Annotated in this window: 16 protein-coding genes; 14 read left to right on the top strand and 2 right to left on the bottom strand. The window is 70.6% G+C overall.

All coding sequences use genetic code 11. The features are described 5' to 3' along the window. Positions 1-3: 3 nt before the first annotated feature. The 14 genes from ABZ899_RS21775 (at position 4) to recQ (ending at position 17,846) form a co-directional block, all read left to right on the top strand. Positions 4-558 (top strand): NADH-quinone oxidoreductase subunit B, encoded by a 555-nt coding sequence (locus ABZ899_RS21775; RefSeq protein ID WP_030494814.1) that lies wholly within the window; start codon positions 4-6, stop codon positions 556-558. Continuing rightward, positions 555-1,316, top strand: coding sequence for an NADH-quinone oxidoreductase subunit C (locus ABZ899_RS21770; RefSeq protein ID WP_361348500.1), 762 nt, complete (start codon positions 555-557; stop codon positions 1,314-1,316). Before ABZ899_RS21775 ends, ABZ899_RS21770 begins: the two co-directional genes overlap by 4 nt. Further along, entirely contained in the window at positions 1,313-2,635 is a 1,323-nt protein-coding gene (locus tag ABZ899_RS21765) for an NADH-quinone oxidoreductase subunit D (RefSeq protein WP_361348497.1), read from the top strand. The genes ABZ899_RS21770 and ABZ899_RS21765 overlap by 4 nt, the downstream gene beginning before the upstream one ends. Then, positions 2,632-3,489 (top strand): NADH-quinone oxidoreductase subunit NuoE, encoded by an 858-nt coding sequence (gene nuoE, locus ABZ899_RS21760; protein WP_361348494.1) that lies wholly within the window; start codon positions 2,632-2,634, stop codon positions 3,487-3,489. Before ABZ899_RS21765 ends, nuoE begins: the two co-directional genes overlap by 4 nt. Further along, entirely contained in the window at positions 3,486-4,838 is a 1,353-nt protein-coding gene (gene nuoF, locus ABZ899_RS21755; protein ID WP_361348492.1) for an NADH-quinone oxidoreductase subunit NuoF, read from the top strand. Before nuoE ends, nuoF begins: the two co-directional genes overlap by 4 nt. After that, complete coding sequence (locus tag ABZ899_RS21750) at positions 4,835-7,339, top strand: NADH-quinone oxidoreductase subunit G (RefSeq protein WP_361348489.1); 2,505 nt, start codon at positions 4,835-4,837, stop codon at positions 7,337-7,339. Before nuoF ends, ABZ899_RS21750 begins: the two co-directional genes overlap by 4 nt. Beyond that, complete coding sequence (nuoH, locus tag ABZ899_RS21745; protein WP_361348487.1) at positions 7,336-8,700, top strand: NADH-quinone oxidoreductase subunit NuoH; 1,365 nt, start codon at positions 7,336-7,338, stop codon at positions 8,698-8,700. The genes ABZ899_RS21750 and nuoH overlap by 4 nt, the downstream gene beginning before the upstream one ends. After that, positions 8,693-9,343 (top strand): NADH-quinone oxidoreductase subunit NuoI, encoded by a 651-nt coding sequence (gene nuoI / locus ABZ899_RS21740; RefSeq protein ID WP_361348484.1) that lies wholly within the window; start codon positions 8,693-8,695, stop codon positions 9,341-9,343. Before nuoH ends, nuoI begins: the two co-directional genes overlap by 8 nt. Further along, positions 9,340-10,185 carry an NADH-quinone oxidoreductase subunit J gene (locus ABZ899_RS21735; protein WP_361348481.1) on the top strand — a complete coding sequence of 282 codons (846 nt, stop codon included), beginning with the start codon at positions 9,340-9,342 and terminating at the stop codon, positions 10,183-10,185. Before nuoI ends, ABZ899_RS21735 begins: the two co-directional genes overlap by 4 nt. Further along, a complete protein-coding gene (gene nuoK / locus ABZ899_RS21730; protein ID WP_062664186.1) occupies positions 10,182-10,481 on the top strand; it encodes an NADH-quinone oxidoreductase subunit NuoK in 300 nt (99 codons plus the stop codon). Before ABZ899_RS21735 ends, nuoK begins: the two co-directional genes overlap by 4 nt. A 16-nt stretch (positions 10,482-10,497) precedes the next feature. After that, on the top strand, positions 10,498-12,486 hold the full coding sequence (gene nuoL, locus ABZ899_RS21725; RefSeq protein WP_361348478.1) for an NADH-quinone oxidoreductase subunit L: 1,989 nt from the start codon (positions 10,498-10,500) through the stop codon (positions 12,484-12,486). A 5-nt stretch (positions 12,487-12,491) separates the two neighbouring features. After that, positions 12,492-14,063: an NADH-quinone oxidoreductase subunit M gene (locus ABZ899_RS21720; protein ID WP_361348475.1), complete on the top strand. Its 1,572-nt coding sequence runs from the start codon at positions 12,492-12,494 to the stop codon at positions 14,061-14,063. Continuing rightward, the gene (nuoN, locus tag ABZ899_RS21715) at positions 14,060-15,709 is read left to right on the top strand and encodes an NADH-quinone oxidoreductase subunit NuoN (RefSeq protein WP_361348473.1); all 1,650 of its coding nucleotides are present in this window, start codon (positions 14,060-14,062) and stop codon (positions 15,707-15,709) included. The genes ABZ899_RS21720 and nuoN overlap by 4 nt, the downstream gene beginning before the upstream one ends. Positions 15,710-15,860: 151 nt before the next feature. Next, entirely contained in the window at positions 15,861-17,846 is a 1,986-nt protein-coding gene (recQ, locus tag ABZ899_RS21710; protein ID WP_361348736.1) for a DNA helicase RecQ, read from the top strand. 100 nt (positions 17,847-17,946) lie between these two features. Here recQ and ABZ899_RS21705 read toward each other — a convergent pair whose 3' ends face one another. Both ABZ899_RS21705 and fahA read right to left on the bottom strand, forming a co-directional pair. Beyond that, complete coding sequence (locus ABZ899_RS21705; protein WP_361348470.1) at positions 17,947-18,885, bottom strand: M56 family metallopeptidase; 939 nt, start codon at positions 18,883-18,885, stop codon at positions 17,947-17,949. A gap of 181 nt (positions 18,886-19,066) precedes the next feature. Continuing rightward, positions 19,067-20,287: a fumarylacetoacetase gene (gene fahA, locus ABZ899_RS21700; RefSeq protein ID WP_361348467.1), complete on the bottom strand. Its 1,221-nt coding sequence runs from the start codon at positions 20,285-20,287 to the stop codon at positions 19,067-19,069. Positions 20,288-20,595: the final 308 nt, after the last annotated feature.

Raw genomic sequence — 20,595 nt, 5'->3', positions numbered from 1 at the left:
GACATGGGACTCGAAGAAAAGCTGCCGAGCGGATTCCTGCTGACCACCGTCGAACAGGCCGCGGGCTGGGTGCGCAAGGCGTCCGTCTTCCCGGCCACCTTCGGCCTCGCGTGCTGCGCCATCGAGATGATGACGACCGGCGCCGGCCGCTACGACCTGGCGCGCTTCGGCATGGAGGTCTTCCGCGGATCGCCGCGCCAGGCCGACCTGATGATCGTCGCCGGCCGGGTCAGCCAGAAGATGGCGCCGGTGCTCCGGCAGGTCTACGACCAGATGCCGAACCCCAAGTGGGTGATCTCCATGGGGGTCTGCGCCTCCTCGGGCGGCATGTTCAACAACTACGCGATCGTCCAGGGCGTCGACCACATCGTCCCGGTCGACATCTATCTCCCGGGCTGTCCGCCACGGCCCGAGATGCTGATGGACGCCATCCTCAAGCTGCACCAGAAGATCCAGGGCTCCAAGCTCGGGGTCAACGCCGAGGAGGCGGCCCGTGAGGCGGAGGAAGCGGCGCTCAAGGCCCTGCCCACGATCGAGATGAAGGGGCTGCTGCGGTGAGCGACGCCAACGGCACCAACGCGGCGAACGGGTCGAACGGGGCGAACCCGGAGAAGGACCTGTCCGCCTCCAACCTCCCCGGCCGGCGCGGCCAGGGCGGCGAGGAGATCCGCGTCCAGCGCGGCATGTTCGGCGCCAACAACGGCGGCGACACCTCCGGTTACGGCGGCCTGGTCCGCTCGGTCCGCCTCCCGGGACCGGCGAGCCGCCCCTACGGCGGCTGGTTCGACGAAGTCGCCGACGAACTCGAGGGCGCGCTGGAGGAACAGGGCCTGCTGCCCGACAACGCCATCGAGAAGACAGTCGTCGACCGTGACGAACTGACCTTCCACGTCGAACGCGAGCACCTGCTCCGCGTCGCCCGCACCCTGCGCGACGACCCGGCCCTGCGCTTCGAGCTGTGCACGGGCGTCAGCGGCGTCCACTACCCGCACGACAAGGGACGCGAGCTGCACGCCGTCTACCACCTGCGCTCGATCACCCACAACCGGCTGATCCGCCTGGAGGTCAGCGTCCCGGACAGCGACCCGCACGTCCCGTCGCTCGTCTCCGTGTACCCGACGAACGACTGGCACGAGCGCGAGACGTACGACTTCTTCGGCATCGTCTTCGACGGTCACCCCGCCCTGACGCGGATCATGATGCCGGACGACTGGCAGGGCCACCCGCAGCGCAAGGACTACCCCCTCGGCGGCATCGCCGTCGAGTACAAGGGCGCCCAGATCCCGGCTCCGGACCAGCGGAGGTCGTACTCGTGAGCACGCAGTCAGCATCCGCCCGTGAAACCACCGAAGGCACGGTCTACACCGTCACCGGTGGCGACTGGGACGAGGTCGTCGAGTCCGCGGCCAAGGCCGACGACGAGCGCATCGTCGTCAACATGGGCCCCCAGCACCCGTCCACCCACGGAGTGCTGCGCCTGATCCTGGAGATCGAGGGCGAGACGGTCACCGAGGCCCGCTGCGGCATCGGCTACCTCCACACCGGTATCGAGAAGAACCTCGAGTACCGGACCTGGACGCAGGGCACCACGTTCGTGACGCGCATGGACTACCTGACGTCCTTCTTCAACGAGACGGCCTACTGCCTCGCCGTCGAGAAGCTCCTCGGCATCGAGGACGAGATCACCGAGCGCGCCAAGATCATCCGGGTGCTCCTGATGGAGCTGAACCGGCTCTCCTCCCACCTGGTGTGCATCGCCACCGGCGGCATGGAGCTCGGCGCCACCACGATCATGATCTACGGATTCCGTGATCGTGAAATGATTCTCGACATCTACGAGCTCATCACGGGCCTGCGGATGAACCACGCGTACATCCGCCCCGGCGGACTCGCGCAGGACCTGCCGCCCGGCGCGGTGGACCACATCCGCGAGTTCGTGAAGAAGATGAGGAAGAACCTCCCGGAGTACGACAAGCTCGCCACCGGGAACCCCATCTTCAAGGCCCGTATGCAGGACGTCGGCTACCTCGACCTGGCCGGCTGCATGGCCCTCGGCGCCACCGGCCCGATCCTGCGCTCCACCGGCCTCCCGCACGACCTGCGCAAGGCGCAGCCGTACTGCGGCTACGAGACCTACGACTTCGAGATCCCGACCGCCGACACCTGCGACTCCTACGGGCGCTTCCTGATCCGCCTGGAGGAGATGCGCCAGTCGCTCGGGATCGTCGAGCAGTGCCTGGACCGGCTCGAGCCGGGCCCGGTCATGGTCGCCGACAAGAAGATCGCCTGGCCCGCCCAGCTCGCCCTGGGACCCGACGGGCTCGGCAACTCCCTCGACCACATCAAGAAGATCATGGGCACCTCCATGGAGGCCCTGATCCACCACTTCAAGCTGGTCACCGAGGGCTTCCGCGTCCCGCCGGGACAGACCTACGCGGCCGTCGAGTCGCCCAAGGGCGAGCTCGGGGTGCACGCCGTCTCCGACGGAGGCACCCGCCCCTTCCGGGTCCACTTCCGCGACCCGTCCTTCACCAACCTGCAGGCCATGGCGGCGATGTGCGAGGGCGGCCAGGTCGCCGACGTCATCGTCGCCGTCGCGTCCATCGACCCCGTGATGGGAGGCGTCGACCGGTGACCACCTCATCTTCCGAGCGGGGCGTCAGCCTGGGCATGCCCGAACTGCCCGCCCCCGCCTACCCGGACGACGTCCGAGCCCGCCTGGAGACGGACGCGCGCGAGATCATCGCCCGCTACCCGGACTCGCGGTCCGCCCTGCTGCCGCTGCTGCACCTCGTGCAGGCGGAGGAGGGCCACGTCACGCGCACCGGGATGCAGTTCTGCGCGGACGTGCTCGGCCTGACCACGGCCGAGGTCACCGCGGTCGCGACCTTCTACACCATGTACCGCCGCAAGCCGTCCGGCGACTACCAGGTGGGCGTGTGCACCAACACGCTGTGCGCGGTCATGGGCGGCGACGCCATCTTCGAGGAGCTCCAGGAGCACCTGGGCGTCGGCAACGGCGAGACCACCGACGACGGCAAGGTCACCCTGGAGCACATCGAGTGCAACGCGGCCTGCGACTACGCCCCGGTCGTGATGGTCAACTGGGAGTTCTTCGACAACCAGACCCCCGACAGCGCCAAGCGGCTCGTCGACGACCTGCGTGCCGGCCGTGACGTGGCGCCCACACGCGGGGCCCGCCTGTGCACCTTCAAGGAGACCGCGCGGATCCTGGCCGGCTTCCCCGACGAGCGGCCCGGAGCCGTCGAGGAGGGCGGCAGCGCCGGACCGGCGTCGCTGGTGGGCCTCCGCCTGGCCAGGGGAGAGGCCGCACCCGCACGCGTGGTCCACCCGCGCGACGAGCCGCAGGACAGGACCGTGCACCAACCGTCGCCCGCTGAACACCTCAGCTCGCACGACGCGCCGCAGGATTCGTCCGCGTCCGACCCGGCCCACCCGGCGGGTCCTGTCGCAGAGGAGGGGGAGTGATGACATTGGCAGCGGAGCTCAAGGAGAACAGTCCCGAGAAGCTGCTCGCACCCGTGCTGTCGGCCTTCTGGGACGAGGACCGGTCCTGGACGCTCGACGTCTACCGCAGGCACGAGGGGTACGAGGGGCTCCGCAAGGCGCTGGCGATGTCGCCGGACGACCTGATCGCCTACGTGAAGGACTCCGGTCTGCGCGGACGCGGCGGCGCGGGATTCCCCACCGGGATGAAGTGGCAGTTCATTCCGCAGGGAGACGGCAAGCCGCACTACCTGGTGGTCAACGCCGACGAATCGGAGCCGGGGACCTGCAAGGACATCCCGCTCCTCTTCGCGAACCCGCACAGCCTCATCGAGGGCATCGTGATCGCGTGCTACGCCATCCGGTCGTCGCACGCCTTCATCTATCTGCGGGGGGAAGTCGTCCCCGTCCTGCGGCGGTTGCACGAGGCCGTGCGCGAGGCCTACGCGGCGGGCTACCTCGGCAAGGACGTCCTGGGCAGCGGACTCGACCTCGAACTCACCGTGCACGCCGGAGCCGGCGCGTACATCTGCGGTGAGGAGACCGCGCTGCTCGACTCGCTCGAAGGCCGCCGTGGTCAACCGCGACTGCGTCCCCCCTTCCCGGCCGTGGCAGGTCTCTACGCCTGCCCCACCGTGGTGAACAACGTCGAGTCGATCGCGTCGGTTCCCGCCATCCTGAACCGGGGCAAGGAGTGGTTCCGCTCGATGGGCAGCGAGAAGTCCCCGGGTTTCACGCTGTACTCGCTCAGTGGCCATGTCGCCGGCCCCGGCCAGTACGAGGCCCCGCTCGGCATCACCCTGCGCCAGCTGCTCGACATGAGCGGCGGCATGCGGCCCGGCCACCGGCTGAAGTTCTGGACGCCGGGCGGCTCGTCCACGCCGATGTTCACCGACGAGCACCTCGACGTCCCCCTCGACTACGAAGGGGTGGGCGCCGCCGGCTCCATGCTCGGCACCAAGGCGCTCCAGTGCTTCGACGAGACGACCTGCGTGGTCCGCGCCGTCACCCGCTGGACCGAGTTCTACGCCCACGAGTCCTGCGGCAAGTGCACGCCCTGCCGCGAAGGCACGTACTGGCTCGTGCAGCTGTTGCGCGACATCGAGGCCGGCAAGGGCGTGATGAGCGACCTCGACAAGCTGAACGACATCGCCGACAACATCAACGGCAAGTCCTTCTGCGCCCTCGGCGACGGCGCCGCCTCGCCGATCTTCTCCTCGCTGAAGTACTTCCGCGAGGAGTACGAGGAGCACATCACGGGCCGTGGCTGCCCCTTCGACCCGGCCAGGTCGACGGCCTGGGCCGACCACCGCACGGAGGTGAACGCATGACTGTGACCACCAGCGCTCCCTCCGGAGGGGGAGAGGCGGCGGTCCCGCCGGAGGACCTCGTGACGCTGACGATCGACGGCGCCGAGATCAGCGTGCCCAAGGGCACCCTGGTCATCCGGGCCGCCGAGCAGCTCGGCATCGAGATCCCGCGCTTCTGCGACCACCCGCTCCTCGACCCGGCCGGCGCCTGCCGCCAGTGCATCGTCGAGGTCGAGGGCCAGCGCAAGCCGATGGCGTCCTGCACGATCACGTGCACCGACGGCATGGTCGTGAAGACGCACCTCACCTCGCCGGTCGCGGAGAAGGCGCAGAAGGGTGTGATGGAGCTCCTGCTCATCAACCACCCGCTGGACTGCCCCGTCTGCGACAAGGGCGGCGAGTGCCCGCTGCAGAACCAGGCCATGTCGCACGGCGCCGCCGAGTCCCGCTTCGAGGGCAGGAAGCGCACGTACGAGAAGCCCGTCCCGATCTCCACACAGGTACTGCTCGACCGCGAGCGGTGCGTGCTGTGCGCCCGCTGCACCCGGTTCTCCAACCAGGTCGCGGGCGACCCGATGATCGAGCTGGTCGAACGCGGCGCCCTCCAGCAGGTCGGCACCGGCGAGGGCGACCCGTTCGAGTCGTACTTCTCCGGCAACACCATCCAGATCTGCCCGGTCGGCGCGCTCACCTCGGCGGCGTACCGATTCCGCTCCCGGCCCTTCGACCTGGTCTCCTCGCCGTCGGTGTGCGAGCACTGCTCGGGCGGCTGCGCCACCCGCACCGACCACCGGCGCGGCAAGGTCATGCGGCGCCTCGCGGCGGACGACCCCGAGGTCAACGAGGAGTGGATCTGCGACAAGGGGCGCTTCGCCTTCCGCTACGCCCAGCAGCGCGACCGGCTGGACACCCCGCTGGTGCGCAACGCCGAGGGCGACCTCGAACCGGCGTCCTGGCCGGAGGCGCTCCAGATCGCCGCCCAAGGGCTGCTCGCCTCGCGCGGCCGGACCGGTGTGCTGACCGGTGGCCGGCTCACCGTCGAGGACGCCTACGCGTACAGCAAGTTCGCGCGCGTGGCCCTAGACACCAACGACATCGACTTCCGCGCGCGGGCGCACAGCGGCGAGGAGGCCGACTTCCTCGCCGCGCAGATCGCCGGTCGCGGCCGTGACCTCGACGGCACCGGAGTCACCTACACCTCCCTGGAGAAGGCGCCCGCCGTCCTGCTGGCCGGGTTCGAGGCCGAGGAGGAGGCACCCGGCGTCTTCCTGCGGCTGCGCAAGGCGTGGCGCAAGCACGGCCAGAGGATCTTCTCCCTGGCCACGCACGCGACCCGGGGCCTGGAGAAGGCCGGCGGCACCCTGCTGCCCGCCGCTCCCGGCACCGAGACCAAGTGGCTGGACGCGCTCGCCGCCGGCACCGGCCTGGAGGGCCCCGGCGCCGAGGCGGCCGGGGCGCTGCGCACCGAGGGTGCCGTGATCGTCGTCGGCGAGCGGCTGGCCGCCGTCCCGGGCGGGCTCACGGCCGCCGTGCGGGCCGCGGCCGCCACCGGCGCCCAGCTGGTGTGGATCCCGCGCCGGGCCGGGGAGCGGGCCGCCGTCGAGGTGGGAGCGCTGCCGTCGCTGCTGCCCGGCGGGCGTCCCGCGACCGACCCGCGCGCGCGGGACGAGGTCGCCGCCCTGTGGGGCGTGGCCGAACTCCCCTCCCGCTACGGCCGCGACACCGGGCAGATCGTGGAGGCCGCCGCGCGCGGCGAGCTCCAGGCCCTGCTGGTCGCGGGCGTCGAGGTCGCCGACCTGCCCGACCCGGCACGCGCGCGCGAGGCGCTCGCCGAGGCCGGGTTCGTGGTGTCGCTCGAGTTGCGGCCCAGCGAGGTGACGCAGCTCGCCGACGTGGTGCTGCCGGTGGCCGCCGTCGCCGAGAAGGCCGGCACCTTCCTCAACTGGGAGGGCCGGGTGCGCTTCTTCGAGGCCGCGCTGAAGCCCGACCAGTCGACCCGTCGGCCGGCCCCGGCCGACGCGCGGGTCCTGCAGATGCTGGCCGACGCGATGGACGTGCACCTGGGGCTGCCCGATCTGCGCACCACGCGCGCGGAGATCGACCGGCTCGGCTCCTGGGACGGTCCGCGGGCCGCCCAGCCGCTGGAGACCGCCGCCCAGCTGCCGCGTCCGGCGGCCGGTGAGGCCGTCCTCGCCGGGCACCGGCTGCTGCTCGACCAGGGCCTGCTCCAGCAGGGCGACGAGGCGCTCGCCGGCACCCGGCACGCCGCCCGCGCGCGCGTGTCGGCCGCCACGGCCGCCGAGGCGGGGGTGAAGGACGGCGACGTGCTCGCCGTCACCGGGCCCGCCGGAGTCGTCGAACTGCCCCTCCGGATCACGGAGATGCCCGACCGGGTGGTGTGGCTGCCGCTGAACTCCGCCGGCGCGGGCGTCGCCTCCGACGCCGGGGTGCTGCCCGGCTCACTCGTCCGCATCGGCCCGGCGACCCTCGCGTCCGAGGCCCCCGAGGAGGTGGAGGCATGAGCCCTTTCCTCGCCGCTGAAGACCTCTCGATGTTCGGCCGCGACCCCTGGTGGCTGGTCGTCGTCAAGGCGGTGTTCTGCTTCGCCTTCCTGATGGTGACCGTGCTGTTCTCGATCGTCTGGGAGCGCAAGGTCGTCGCGTGGATGCAGCTGCGCATCGGCCCCAACCGGCACGGCCCCTGGGGCATGCTCCAGTCGCTCGCCGACGGCATCAAGCTGATGCTCAAGGAAGACGTCATCGTCAAGCGCGCCGACAAGGTGGTGTACGTCCTCGCGCCGATCGTCGCGGCCATCCCGGCCTTCATGGCGATCGCGGTGATCCCCTTCGGCCCGGCCGGCAACGAGATCTCGATCTTCGGCCAGCGCACCACGATGCAGCTCACCGACCTGCCGATCGCGATGCTCTACATCCTCGCGGTCGCCTCGGTCGGCATCTACGGCATCGTGCTCGCGGGCTGGAGCTCCGGATCGACGTACCCGCTGCTCGGCGGCCTGCGCTCGTGCGCGCAGATGATCTCCTACGAGATCGCGATGGGCGCCGCGTTCGCCTCGGTGTTCCTCTACTCCGGGTCGATGTCCACCTCGGCGATCGTCGAGGCGCAGCACGACCGCTGGTACATCGTCCTGCTGCCGGTGTCGTTCCTGATCTACATCGTGACGATGGTCGGCGAGACCAACCGCGCCCCCTTCGACATGCCGGAGTCCGAGGGCGACCTGGTCGGCGGTTTCAACACCGAGTACTCGTCCATCAAGTTCGCGATGTTCATGCTCGCCGAGTACGTGAACATGGTGACGGTCTCGGCGGTGTCCGTGACGCTCTTCCTGGGCGGCTGGCGGGCGCCCTACCCGATCAGCTCCTTCTGGGAGGGCGCGAACCACGGCTGGTGGCCGCTGCTCTGGTTCGTCATCAAGGTGCAGCTGCTGCTGTTCTTCTTCATCTGGCTGCGCGGCACGCTCCCGCGCGTGCGCTACGACCAGCTGATGAAGCTCGGCTGGAAGGTCCTCATCCCGGTCTCCGTCGTCTGGCTGATGCTGGTCGCGACCGTGCGGACGCTGCGCAACGAGAACTACGACTTCGCGGACATCGCCCTGTACGTCGGCGGCGGAGTCATCGCGCTGCTGCTGCTCTCCGTCATCGCGGACCTGTTCCGCGAGCGGGCGAAGGGCGCGGCGCAACCCGCCGAGGAGCCCGCCGGGTTCGACCCGATGGCCGGTGGCTTCCCCGTGCCGCCGCTGCCCGGGCAGGAGCTGCCGCCGGTCCCGCGGCGCCGGCCGCGGCGGGAGCGGGAGCTGATTGTCAGTGGCGGGTCCGATACTCACAGTGACGGATCTCTGGATGGAAAGGAGGCGTCCGATGGCTGAGGAGCCCAAGGAGGCCGGGCAGACGAAGCCTGGCTTCCAGAACCCCGTGGCCGGCTTCGCCGTGACCTTCAAGGCCATGTTCAAGAAGCGGCTGACCGAGCAGTACCCGGAGCAGCAGAAGACCACCGCTCCGCGCTTCCACGGACGGCACCAGCTCAACCGCCATCCGGACGGCCTGGAGAAGTGCGTCGGCTGCGAGCTGTGCGCCTGGGCCTGCCCCGCCGACGCCATCTACGTGGAGGGCGCCGACAACACCGACGAGGAGCGCTACTCGCCGGGCGAGCGGTACGGCCGCGTCTACCAGATCAACTACGCCCGCTGCATCCTGTGCGGCCTGTGCATCGAGGCGTGCCCCACGCGCGCGCTCACGATGACCAACGAGTTCGAGCTGGCGGACTCCAGCCGCGCCAACCTCATCTACACCAAGGAGCAGTTGCTCGCCGGTCTGGAGGAGGGCATGGTCGACTCGCCCCACGCCATCTACCCCGGCACCGACGAGCAGGACTACTACCGGGGGCTGGTGACCGAGGCCGCGCCGGGCACGACCGGGCAGGTCGCGGTCTCCAAGGGCGAGGTCCCGCAGGAGGGCGCCTCGACCTTCGGCGAGGACGAGCCGGCCTCGGGGAAGGCGGTCGGCCGATGAGCGCTCAGATCGCCGCCGCCTACTCCACCTCCACCGGCGAGGCCGTGCAGTTCTGGATCCTCGGCACCGTCGCCGTGCTCGGCGCCCTGTGCACCGTCTTCCTCAAGAGGGCCGTGCACAGCGCGCTCTGCCTCGCCGGCACCATGATCGTCCTCGCGGTGTTCTACCTGGCCAACGGCGCCTACTTCCTGGGCGTCGTGCAGATCGTCGTCTACACCGGCGCGATCATGATGCTGTTCCTCTTCGTGGTGATGCTGGTCGGCGTGACGGCCGCGGACTCCCTGAAGGAGACCATCAAGGGCCAGCGCTGGCTGGCCCTTCTGTGCGGCCTCGGCTTCGGCATCCTGCTGTTCGCCGGTATCGGGAACGCGTCGCTGCGGCAGTTCGACGGCCTCGCGCAGGCCAACGCGAACGGCAACGTGGAGGGCCTGGCCACCCTCATCTTCACGAGGTACGTCTTCGCGTTCGAGATCACCGGCGCCCTGCTGATCACCGCCGCCATCGGCGCCATGGTGCTCACGCACCGCGAGCGCACCGAGCGCGCCAAGACCCAGCGGGAGCTGTCCGAGGAGCGCGTGCGCGAGGGCAAGCACGTCCCGCCGCTCCCGGCACCCGGCGTCTACGCCCGGCACAACGCCGTGGACATCGCCGGTCTGCTGCCTGACGGCACCCCGTCCGACCTCACCGTCAGCAAGACGCTGCGCGAGCGCGGCCAGATCCGTGACGTGTCCACCGAGGCGCTCAACGACCTGCGGGCCCTGGAGCAGCGCGCGGCGGAGCGCCTGGAGCGGACCGCGATCGAGCCGTCCACCTTCAAGCGTCCGGAGGAGGCGTCCAAGTGAACCCGGTCAACTACGTCTACCTCGCGGCCCTGTTGTTCACGATCGGCGCCACCGGCGTGCTGATCAGGCGCAACGCGATCGTCCTCTTCATGTGCGTGGAGCTGATGCTCAACGCCTGCAACCTCACGCTGGTGGCGTTCTCCCGGATGCACGGCAATCTGGACGGCCAGATCATCGCCTTCTTCACGATGGTCGTGGCCGCCGCGGAGGTCGTCGTCGGGCTCGCGATCATCGTGTCGCTGTTCCGTTCCCGCCACTCGGCCTCGGTCGACGACGCCAGCCTGATGAAGCTCTGAGGGGTCGGAAGAAATCGTGGAGAACCTGATTGCGCTGCTGATCGCGGCGCCCCTGCTCGGAGCGGCCGTACTGCTGTGCGGTGGCCGGCGGCTCGATGCCGTCGGCCACTGGATCGGCACGCTCCTGTCGTTCGTCTCCTTCGCCTTCGGTGTGGTCCTCTTCGCCGGCCTGCTCGGCAAGGGCGCCGAGGAGCGGACCCTGACGAGCCATCTGTTCAGCTGGATCCAGGTCGAGGGCTTCCAGGCGGACGTCGCCTTCCGCCTCGACCAGTTGTCCATGACGTTCGTCCTGCTGATCACCGGCGTCGGGTCGCTGATCCACGTGTACTCCATCGGGTACATGGAGCACGACGAGCGCCGCCGCCGCTTCTTCGGCTATCTGAACCTGTTCCTCGCGGCGATGCTGCTGCTCGTCCTCGCCGACAACTACCTGCTGCTGTACGTCGGCTGGGAGGGCGTCGGTCTCGCCTCGTACCTGCTGATCGGCTTCTGGCAGCACAAGCCCAGCGCCGCCACCGCCGCGAAGAAGGCCTTCCTGGTCAACCGCGTCGGAGACATGGGCCTGTCCATCGCGATCATGCTGATGTTCTTCTGGTTCGGCACCTTCGCCTTCGGGCCGCTGCTCGGCGGCGAGGGCGAGCCCGGTCTCGCCGGGGACGCGAGCGAGGGCAAGCTCACCGCGATCGGCCTGATGCTGCTGCTCGCCGCGTGCGGCAAGTCCGCCCAGGTGCCGCTGCAGTCCTGGCTCGGGGACGCGATGGAGGGCCCGACCCCGGTCTCGGCACTCATCCACGCCGCGACGATGGTGACCGCGGGCGTCTACCTGATCGTCCGCTCCGGCGCCATCTTCGACGCGGCACCCGACGCACAGCTGGTCGTCACGATCGTCGGCGCCGTCACGCTCCTGTTCGGTGCGATCGTCGGTTGCGCGAAGGACGACATCAAGAAGGCGCTGGCCGGCTCGACCATGTCGCAGATCGGCTACATGGTCCTGGCCGCGGGCCTCGGCCCCATCGGCTACGTCTTCGCGATCATGCACCTGGTGACGCACGGCTTCTTCAAGGCCGGGCTGTTCCTCGGCGCCGGTTCGGTCATGCACGGCATGAACGACGAGGTCGACATGCGCAAGTACGGCGGTCTGCGCAGGTACATGCCGGTCACCTTCATCACCTTCGGCCTCGGCTACCTCGCCATCATCGGCTTCCCGGGCCTGTCCGGCTTCTTCTCCAAGGACAAGATCATCGAGGCGGCGTTCGCCAAGGGCGGCACCGAGGGCTGGATCCTCGGCGGCTGCGCCCTGCTCGGCGCGGCCATCACCGCGTACTACATGACCCGCGTGATGCTGATGACGTTCTTCGGCGAGGAGCGCTGGCGGCACACCAGGACCGCCTCCCCGGCCGAGCCCGGCGTGGAGCCCGCTGCCGAGACCCGGAGCGTCGAGGGCCCGGGGGCGCCCGCAGGGCACGCGGAGCCGCATCCGCACGAGTCGCCCAAGGTCATGACGATCCCCATGATCGTGCTGGCCGTCGGGTCGGTGGCGGCCGGCTTCGTGTTCAACTGGCAGAGCGGCTTCGTGCACTGGCTCGAGCCCATCACCGGGCACGCGCACGGCAATCCGCCGATCAGCGCGGGCACCGTCACCGGCGCGACCGTCGCGTGCATGGTCATCGGCGTCGCCCTCGCCTGGGCCCAGTACGGCAGGCGCCCGGTCCCGGCGGTCGCCCCGCGCGGGTCGCTGCTCACCCGGGCCGCCCGGCGCGACCTGTACCAGGACGACTTCAACCACGTCGTCCTGGTCCGCGGCGGCGAGCACCTCACCCGCTCCCTGGTCTACGTCGACCACACCCTGGTCGACGGTGTCGTCAACGGCACGGCGGCCTCGGTCGGCGGCCTGTCCGGACGGATGCGCAGGCTCCAGAACGGCTTCGCGCGGTCGTACGCGGTCTCGATGTTCGGCGGTGCGGCGATCCTCGTCGCCGCGACCCTGCTGATGAGGGCGGTCTGATACCGATGTCCTTTCCTCTGCTGACAGCCACGGCGGCGCTCCCGGCGATCGGGGCGATCGCCACGGCCGCCGTGCCGGCCGCCCGGCGCACCGCCGCCAAATGGCTGGCGCTGTTCTTCTCCCTCGGCACACTCGCCCTCGCGATCGCCGTCCTGGTCCGGTTCGACCCGGACGGCGACCGCTACCAGCTCACCGAATCGCACTCCTGGATCTCCGACTTCGGGGTCCGCTACGAACTCGGCGTGGACGGCATCGGGGTGGCGCTCGTCGCGCTGACGGCGCTGCTGATCCCGTTCATCGTCCTCGCGGGCTGGCACGACGCCGACCCGCTGGAGACGGGAAGCAGGAGGTGGCGGCCGACGCAGGGCTTCTTCGCCCTGATCCTGGCCGTCGAGGCGATGGTGATCCTCTCCTTCGAGGCCACCGACGTCTTCCTCTTCTACATCTTCTTCGAGGCCATGCTCATCCCGATGTACTTCCTCATCGGCGGCTTCGGGGACCGTGCCCACGAGCACGGCGAGAAGGTGGCGTCGACGCAGCGGTCGTACGCCGCGGTGAAGTTCCTCCTCTACAACCTGGTCGGCGGACTGATCATGCTGGCCGCGGTGATCGGCCTGTACGTCGTCGCGGGGAACTTCAGCCTCCAGGAGATCGCCGAGGCCCGCGCCAACGGCTCGCTGGACATGGCGGCGAACACCGAACGCTGGCTGTTCCTCGGCTTCTTCTTCGCCTTCGCGGTGAAGGCGCCGCTGTGGCCGCTGCACACCTGGCTGCCGAACGCGATGCAGGAGGCCACCACCCCGGTCGCCGTCCTCATCACGGCCGTCGTCGACAAGGTCGGCACCTTCGCGATGCTCCGCTTCTGCCTCCAGCTCTTCCCGGAGGCCAGCAAGTGGGCCACGCCCGCCATCCTGGTTCTGGCCCTGATCAGCATCATCTACGGGGCGCTGCTCGCGGTCGGCCAGCGGGACATCAAGCGCCTGATCGCCTACGCGTCGATCTCGCACTTCGGCTTCATCATCATGGGCATCTTCGCGATGACCAGCCAGGGGCAGTCCGGGGCGACGCTCTACATGGTGAACCACGGCATCTCGACAGCCGCGCTGATGCTGGTCGCCGGATTCCTGATCTCGCGGCGCGGCTCGCGGCTCATCGCCGACTACGGCGGTGTGCAGAAGGTCGCCCCGGTGCTCGCCGGCACCTTCCTGATCGGTGGCCTCGCGACCCTGTCGCTGCCGGGTCTCGCGCCGTTCGTCAGCGAGTTCCTGGTCCTCGTCGGCACGTTCACGCGCTATCCGGCGATCGGCATCATCGCCACCTTCGGCATCGTGCTCGCCGCGCTCTACACCCTCGTGCTGTACCAGCGGACGATGACGGGCCCGGTGAAGCCGGAGGTCTCCGCGATGCCGGACCTCCGGGTACGGGAGATCGCGGTCGTCGCCCCGCTGATCGTCCTGCTGGTCTTCCTGGGCGTCTACCCGAAGCCCGTCACCGACATCGTGAACCCGGCGGTCAAGCAGACCTTGTCCGACGTACAGAAGAAGGACCCCCAGCCCGAGGTGGAGGCGGCCAAGTGAGCGCATCAGCCGTCCACAGCCTGTGGACAACCGCGGCCGATCCGATCTCGAAGATCGACACGCCGAAGATCGAGTACGGACAGCTCTCGCCCACCCTGATCGTCGTCGGCGCGGCGCTCCTCGGGGTGCTGATCGAAGCCGTCGTCCCGCGCAGGTCCCGCTACTACGCGCAGGTGTTCACCGCCGTCGTGGCGCTCGTCGCCTCCTTCGCCGCGGTCGTCGCGCTGGCCGCCGGCGGGTACGCCACGACCAAGTCGGGCATCGCCGCGATGGGCGCGATCGCCGTCGACGGACCGGCCCTGTTCCTGCAGGGCACGATCCTGCTGACGGCCCTCGTCGGCCTGTTCACCTTCGCCGAGCGCCGGCTGGACCCGGCGGCGCACGGCAACCGGGTCGACTCCTTCGCCGCGCAGGCCGCGTCCGTGCCGGGCAGCGAAAGCGAGAAGGCCGCCGTGAAGGCGGGGTTCACCACCACCGAGGTGTTCCCCCTGCTGATGTTCGCCGTCGCGGGCATGCTGATCTTCCCGTCGGCCAACGACCTGCTGACGCTGTTCATCGCGCTGGAGGTCTTCTCCCTCCCGCTGTACCTGATGTGCGCGCTGGCCCGCCGCAAGCGGCTCATGTCGCAGGAGGCCGCGGTCAAGTACTTCCTGCTGGGAGCCTTCGCGTCCGCGTTCACCCTGTTCGGCATCGCCCTGCTGTACGGCTACGCGGGCTCCGTGTCCTACGGCACGATCGCGCGGGTCGTCGACGGCACCGCCACCGACGTCAGCCCGGTCCTGGCCGACACCATGGGCAACGACGCGCTGCTGCTCATCGGCTCGGCGCTGATCGTCATGGGTCTGCTGTTCAAGGTGGGCGCGGTCCCGTTCCACATGTGGACGCCGGACGTCTACCAGGGCGCCCCGACGCCGGTGACCGGGTTCATGGCCGCGGCGACGAAGGTGGCCGCGTTCGGCGCGCTGCTGCGCATCCTGTACGTCGTGCTGCCCGGTCTGCGCTGGGACTGGCGGCCGGTCATGTGGAGCGTGGCGATCGTCACCATGCTGGGCGGCGCGATCATCGCGATCACCCAGACCGACATCAAGCGGCTGCTGGCGTACTCGTCGATCGCGCACGCCGGGTTCATCCTGGCCGGTGTCATCGCGACCACGCCGGACGGGGTGTCGTCCGTCCTCTTCTACCTGGGCGCGTACTCGTTCGTCACGATCGGCGCGTTCGCGGTGGTGACGCTGGTGCGCGACGCCGGCGGCGAGGCGACGCACCTGTCGAAGTGGGCCGGTCTGGGCCGCCGCTCGCCGCTGGTCGCGGCGGTCTTCGCGGTGTTCCTGCTGGCCTTCGCGGGCATTCCGCTGACCTCCGGATTCGCCGGGAAGTTCGCCGTGTTCAAGGCGGCGGCCGAGGGCGGGGCGGCCCCGCTGGTCGTGGTCGGTGTGATCTCGTCCGCGATCGCCGCGTTCTTCTACATCCGGGTCATCGTGCTGATGTTCTTCAGCGAGCCGAGCCCGGAGGGACCGACGGTGGCGGTGCCGTCCCCGCTGACGATGACGGCGATCGGCGTCGGCGTGGCGGTGACCCTGGTGCTGGGCGTGGCGCCCCAGTACTTCCTGGACCTCGCCGGCCAGGCGGGCGTCTTCGTGCGCTGACCGACCCCGCGCGGACGGCCCGGCTTCCCCCGAGGGAGGCCGGGCCGTTCCCGTACCGAGGGGGTGAGCCTGTGGACAACTCCGGGGGCTGTCGGTGCGGACCCCTATCGTGGAGGCAGTGGTCGAGGGACGACGGGCGGGGGACACGACGATGGGTGCGACGGGCGGGATCAAGGAGATGCCAGCGGTGACCGAGGCGGACCGGACAGGCGACAGCGAGGCGCTGGCCGCGCTGCACCGCGTCTTCGGATACGAGGCCTTCCGGGGCGAGCAGGAAGCCGTCATCGAGCATGTCGTGGCGGGCGGCGACGCGGTCGTGCTCATGCCGACCGGCGGCGGCAAGTCGCTCTGCTACCAGATTCCCTCCCTGGTCAGACCGGGCACGGGGGTGGTCGTCTCCCCGCTGATCGCCCTCATGCAGGACCAGGTGGACGCCCTGCGGGCGCTCGGTGTGCGCGCCGGGTTCATCAATTCCACGCAGGACTTCGACGAGCGCCGCGTGATGGAGGCGCAGTACGTCGCCGGCGAGCTCGACCTGCTCTACCTCGCCCCCGAGCGCCTGCGGCTCGACGCGACGCTCGAGCTGCTGTCCCGCGGCAAGATCTCGGTGTTCGCCATCGACGAGGCGCACTGCGTGTCCCAGTGGGGCCACGACTTCCGCCCCGACTACCTCTCCCTGTCCCTGCTGGGCGAGCGCTGGCCGGACGTGCCGCGGATCGCGCTGACGGCGACGGCCACCCGGGCCACGCACCAGGAGATCACCCAGCGGCTGCACATGCCGGACGCCCGGCATTTCGTGGCCAGCTTCGACCGGCCCAACATCCAGTACCGGATCGTGCCGAAGGCCGACCCGAAGAAGCAGCTGCTGAGTTTCCTGCGCGAGGAGCACGCGGGCGACGCGGGCATCGTGTACTGCCTGTCCCGGAAGTCGGTCGACGCGACCGCCGAGTTCCTCACCCGCAACGGCATCGAGGCGATCCCCTACCACGCGGGCCTCGACGCGGGCACCCGCGCGGCGCACCAGTCCCGGTTCCTGCGCGAGGAGGGCCTGGTGGTGGTGGCCACCATCGCCTTCGGCATGGGCATCGACAAGCCGGACGTACGGTTCGTCGCCCACCTCGACCTGCCCAAGTCCGTCGAGGGCTACTACCAGGAGACCGGCCGGGCCGGGCGGGACGGCCTGCCCTCGACGGCCTGGATGGCCTACGGCCTCAACGACGTCATCCAGCAGCGCAAGATGATCCAGCTGGGCGAAGGGGACGAGGCGTTCCGGCGCCGCGCGGCCGCGCACCTGGACGCGATGCTGGCGCTGTGCGAGACGGTCCAGTGCCGGCGCGCCCAACTGCTCGCCTACTTCGGCCAGGACCCCGAGGCCGGCGCCTGCGGCAACTGCGACACCTGCCTGACACCGCCCGAGACCTGGGAGGGCACCGTGGCCGCGCAGAAGGTGCTCTCGACGGTGGTCCGCCTGCAGCGCGAGCGGGGGCAGAAGTTCGGCGCGCTGCAGATCGTCGACATCCTGCTGGGGCGGCGCACCGCCAAGGTGATCCAGTTCGACCACGACCAGCTCTCCGTGTTCGGCATCGGCGAGGAGCTGACCGAGGGCGAGTGGCGCGGCGTCATCCGGCAGCTGCTGGCCCAGGGCCTGCTCGCCGTGGAGGGGGAGTACGGCACCCTGGTGCTGACCGAGGACAGCGGCTCGGTGCTGCGGCGGGAGCGGGAGGTGCCGCTGCGCAAGGAGCCGAAGCGACCGGCGACCGCGCGGTCGGCGTCCGGATCCGGCCGCGGCGAGCGCAAGGCCAAGGCCGCGGTCGCCGAGCTGCCGCGGGAACTGGTCCCGGCCTTCGAGGCCCTGCGCGCCTGGCGTGCCGAGCAGGCCCGGGAGCAGGGCGTCCCGGCCTACGTCATCTTCCACGACGCCACGCTGCGGGAGATCGCCACCGTGTGGCCCACCTCGGTGGCCGAGCTGGGCGGGATCGGCGGCGTCGGCGAGAAGAAGCGGATGACGTACGGAGAAGGGGTGGTCGAGGTACTGGCCGGCCTGACCGCACCGGCACCCGAGTCCGCCCCGCAGTCCGTCCCGGACGACCCCGACGACTGGCCGCTCGAGGAGCCGGAGCCCGACGGCTGGCAGTGAGGGCGGTGCGTCCTCTGCCAGGGCGCGCGGTGAGGCGAGCGGGTGCCAGCGCATCCGGCGCAGACCCGCGCGCGCCGGTGACGGAGGGAAACGCCTCTCCCTAGGACAGCGAGAGGAGCCCCGGCGCGAAGGTGATCAGCAGGGGGACGAGCGGTACCAGGGTCGCCAGGGTCGTGGTGAGGGCGCGGTCGCGGCGGCCCAGGCGCGGGGGCGGCTGGAGGAGGCGGTCGACGCGTTCGCCCAGCAGCCGGTGGGTGGAGGCGCAGGACAGCACGCCCCGGTGCTGGTTGAGCTCGATCAGGGCCAGGGCCGTCGTCAGATGGCCGCAGCGGCGGGAGGCCGTGTCGTCGGCGGCGAGCTCGACCAGGCGGTGGGTCTGGTCGCAGAAGTGGGCGAACAACGGGACTCGGGGGAAACCGGTGGCGAGCGCGGTGGACAGGTGCAGCAGCCAGTCGTGGTGGGCGCGGGCATGGCCCCGCTCATGGGTGAGGACGGCGTCGAGCTGGTGGTCGGTGAGGCGGTGCAGGGCACCGGTCGTGACGATCAGCTGCGGCGGACTGCCCGGCATCCACCAGGCGTCCGGGTACTCGTCCTCCAGCACCAGCAGCGGGCCGCGTGTGGAGCCGAGGCCGGCCGGCAGATCGGGGGCGCGCTCCCGCAGCTGGGCCCGCGCACGGCCGCGCCGCCTGCGCGCCTCGACCAGTTCCCGCCCGAGCATCGCGGTGGTCCAGGCCGCCCCGCAGGCCAACAGGAGGGTGAGGAGCGCGGCCCAGGCCGGGGCTGCGGAGAGGTCGTACGCCTCCGTCACGGACGCCGGCGCCGGGGCGAACAGCTGCGCGCGGGCGGTGCCGAAGACGGCGGCGGTGCCCAGGGCGAGCGCCGTCACGCAGCACAGCAGGACGGTGGCGACGAGGCACTGCCACACCCACAGCGCGACCACGGGGTCCCGTTCCGGCCAGGCGGCCCGGGTCAGGACGCGCGGGACGGGAACGGCGGCCGTCAGGCCGACGATGCTCAGCAGGAGCAGGCAGACGGTCATGCCAGGGGCTCCGGATCCTGGTCAGGGACAGTGCGTGGACGACGGTGCGGGGCGGCGGGCCGCGGGCACCCCGAGGGGTGCGCCTCCCACCGCCAGCCAGTATGACGGTGCGGCCCGTGGGAGTCAGCGGGAAGGAGCCGACGGATCCACGGGCGTGCTCCGCCCACTTGGCGCCCGCGCCTCAGCCGGCCACGATCCGTCCGGTGACCTCGCCCAGGCCCACCCGCACACCGCCCGGGCCGGGGGCCCACGCGGACAGAGTGACAACGTCGCCGTCCTCGAGGAACGTCCGCTTGCCGTCGGGGAGTTCGAGCGGGTCGCGGCCGTTCCAGGTCAGCTCCAGGAGGGAACCGCGCTCACGCTCGGTGGGGCCGCTGACCGTGCCGGAGCCGTACAGGTCGCCGGTGCGCAGGGAGGCGCCGTTCACCGTCATGTGGGCGAGCTGCTGGGCGGCCGTCCAGTACATGGTGGAGAACGGGGGCTCGGAGACCACGTGGCCGTTGATCGCCACGGAGATGCGCAGGTCGTAGCCGCCGGGTTCGGTCTCGTCGCCGGAGTCGTCGAGGTAGGGCAGCAGCGGGTGGGTGCGCTCGGGCGGCGCCGTCGCGGCCTCCTCCAGGGCGTCCAGCGGGGTGATCCAGGCCGACACCGACGTGGCGAAGGACTTGCCGAGGAACGGGCCGAGGGGGACGTACTCCCAGGCCTGGATGTCACGCGCCGACCAGTCGTTGAGCAGGCACAGGCCGAAGACGTGCTCACGGAAGTCGCCCAGCGGGACCGGCGCGCCCATCGCGGACGGCTTGCCCACGACGAAGCCGACCTCGGCCTCGATGTCCAGGCGGACCGACGGGCCGAAGACGGGGGCCGGGTCGGTGGGGGCCTTGCGCTGGCCCGAGGGCCGTACGACGTCCGTGCCGGAGACCACCACCGTGCCGGAGCGGCCGTGGTAGCCGATCGGCAGGTGCTTCCAGTTGGGGGTGAGGGAGTCCTCGGCGTCCGGGCGGAAGATCCGGCCGACGTTCCGGGCGTGGTTCTCGGAGGCGTAGAAGTCGACGTAGTCCGCGACGTCGAACGGAAGGTGCAGCGTCACGGAGGAGAGCGGGTGGAACAGGTCCGCGATGGCCTCCTGGTGCGCCGGGACCGTCACCCAGGCGGTCAGCGCCCGCCGCACGTCCGACCAGGTGGTGCGGCCCGCGGCGAGCAGCGGGTTCAGCGACTCCTGGGCGAGCAGCGGGGCGTACGGCGAGTCGAGCGCCCGGGCCGCCCTCCCCGCGTCGAGGACGTGGTCGCCGAGCCGGACGCCCACCCGGCGCGCGGAGTCCGGGCCCGGGAGGGAGAAGACGCCGTACGGAAGGTTGTGCGCGCCGAAGGGGTCGCCCTCGGGGAGATCGAAGGGGGGCATGGGGTACTGCCTCACTCTCATACGCTCCGTAAGCCATGTGGTCGGGCCCACGTTACGGGTGAGGTGGCGGTCTTGGGCAGGGTGAATCCTCCGGGCAGGCGATCGGCTTCCCCCCGGCTCGCCCCGGTCGTCCGTCCCCTTCACCGGGCGAGCGGCCGCAACTCGGCGGCCGTAGGACCCTCGAAGACCCCGCAAGGGCGAAACCGCCATAAACGGGCGCGAGTTGCGCGCGCTCGGACACAACTGGGACCGGAACGGGTGTCAACTCATGTGAACAGAGCAGCCGTCCGGTTCAGGTCGAGTCGATG

Source organism: Streptomyces sp. NPDC046859, assembly GCF_040645135.1.
GTDB lineage: Bacteria > Actinomycetota > Actinomycetes > Streptomycetales > Streptomycetaceae > Streptomyces.
This window is presented reverse-complemented; position numbering and strand designations above follow the sequence as displayed.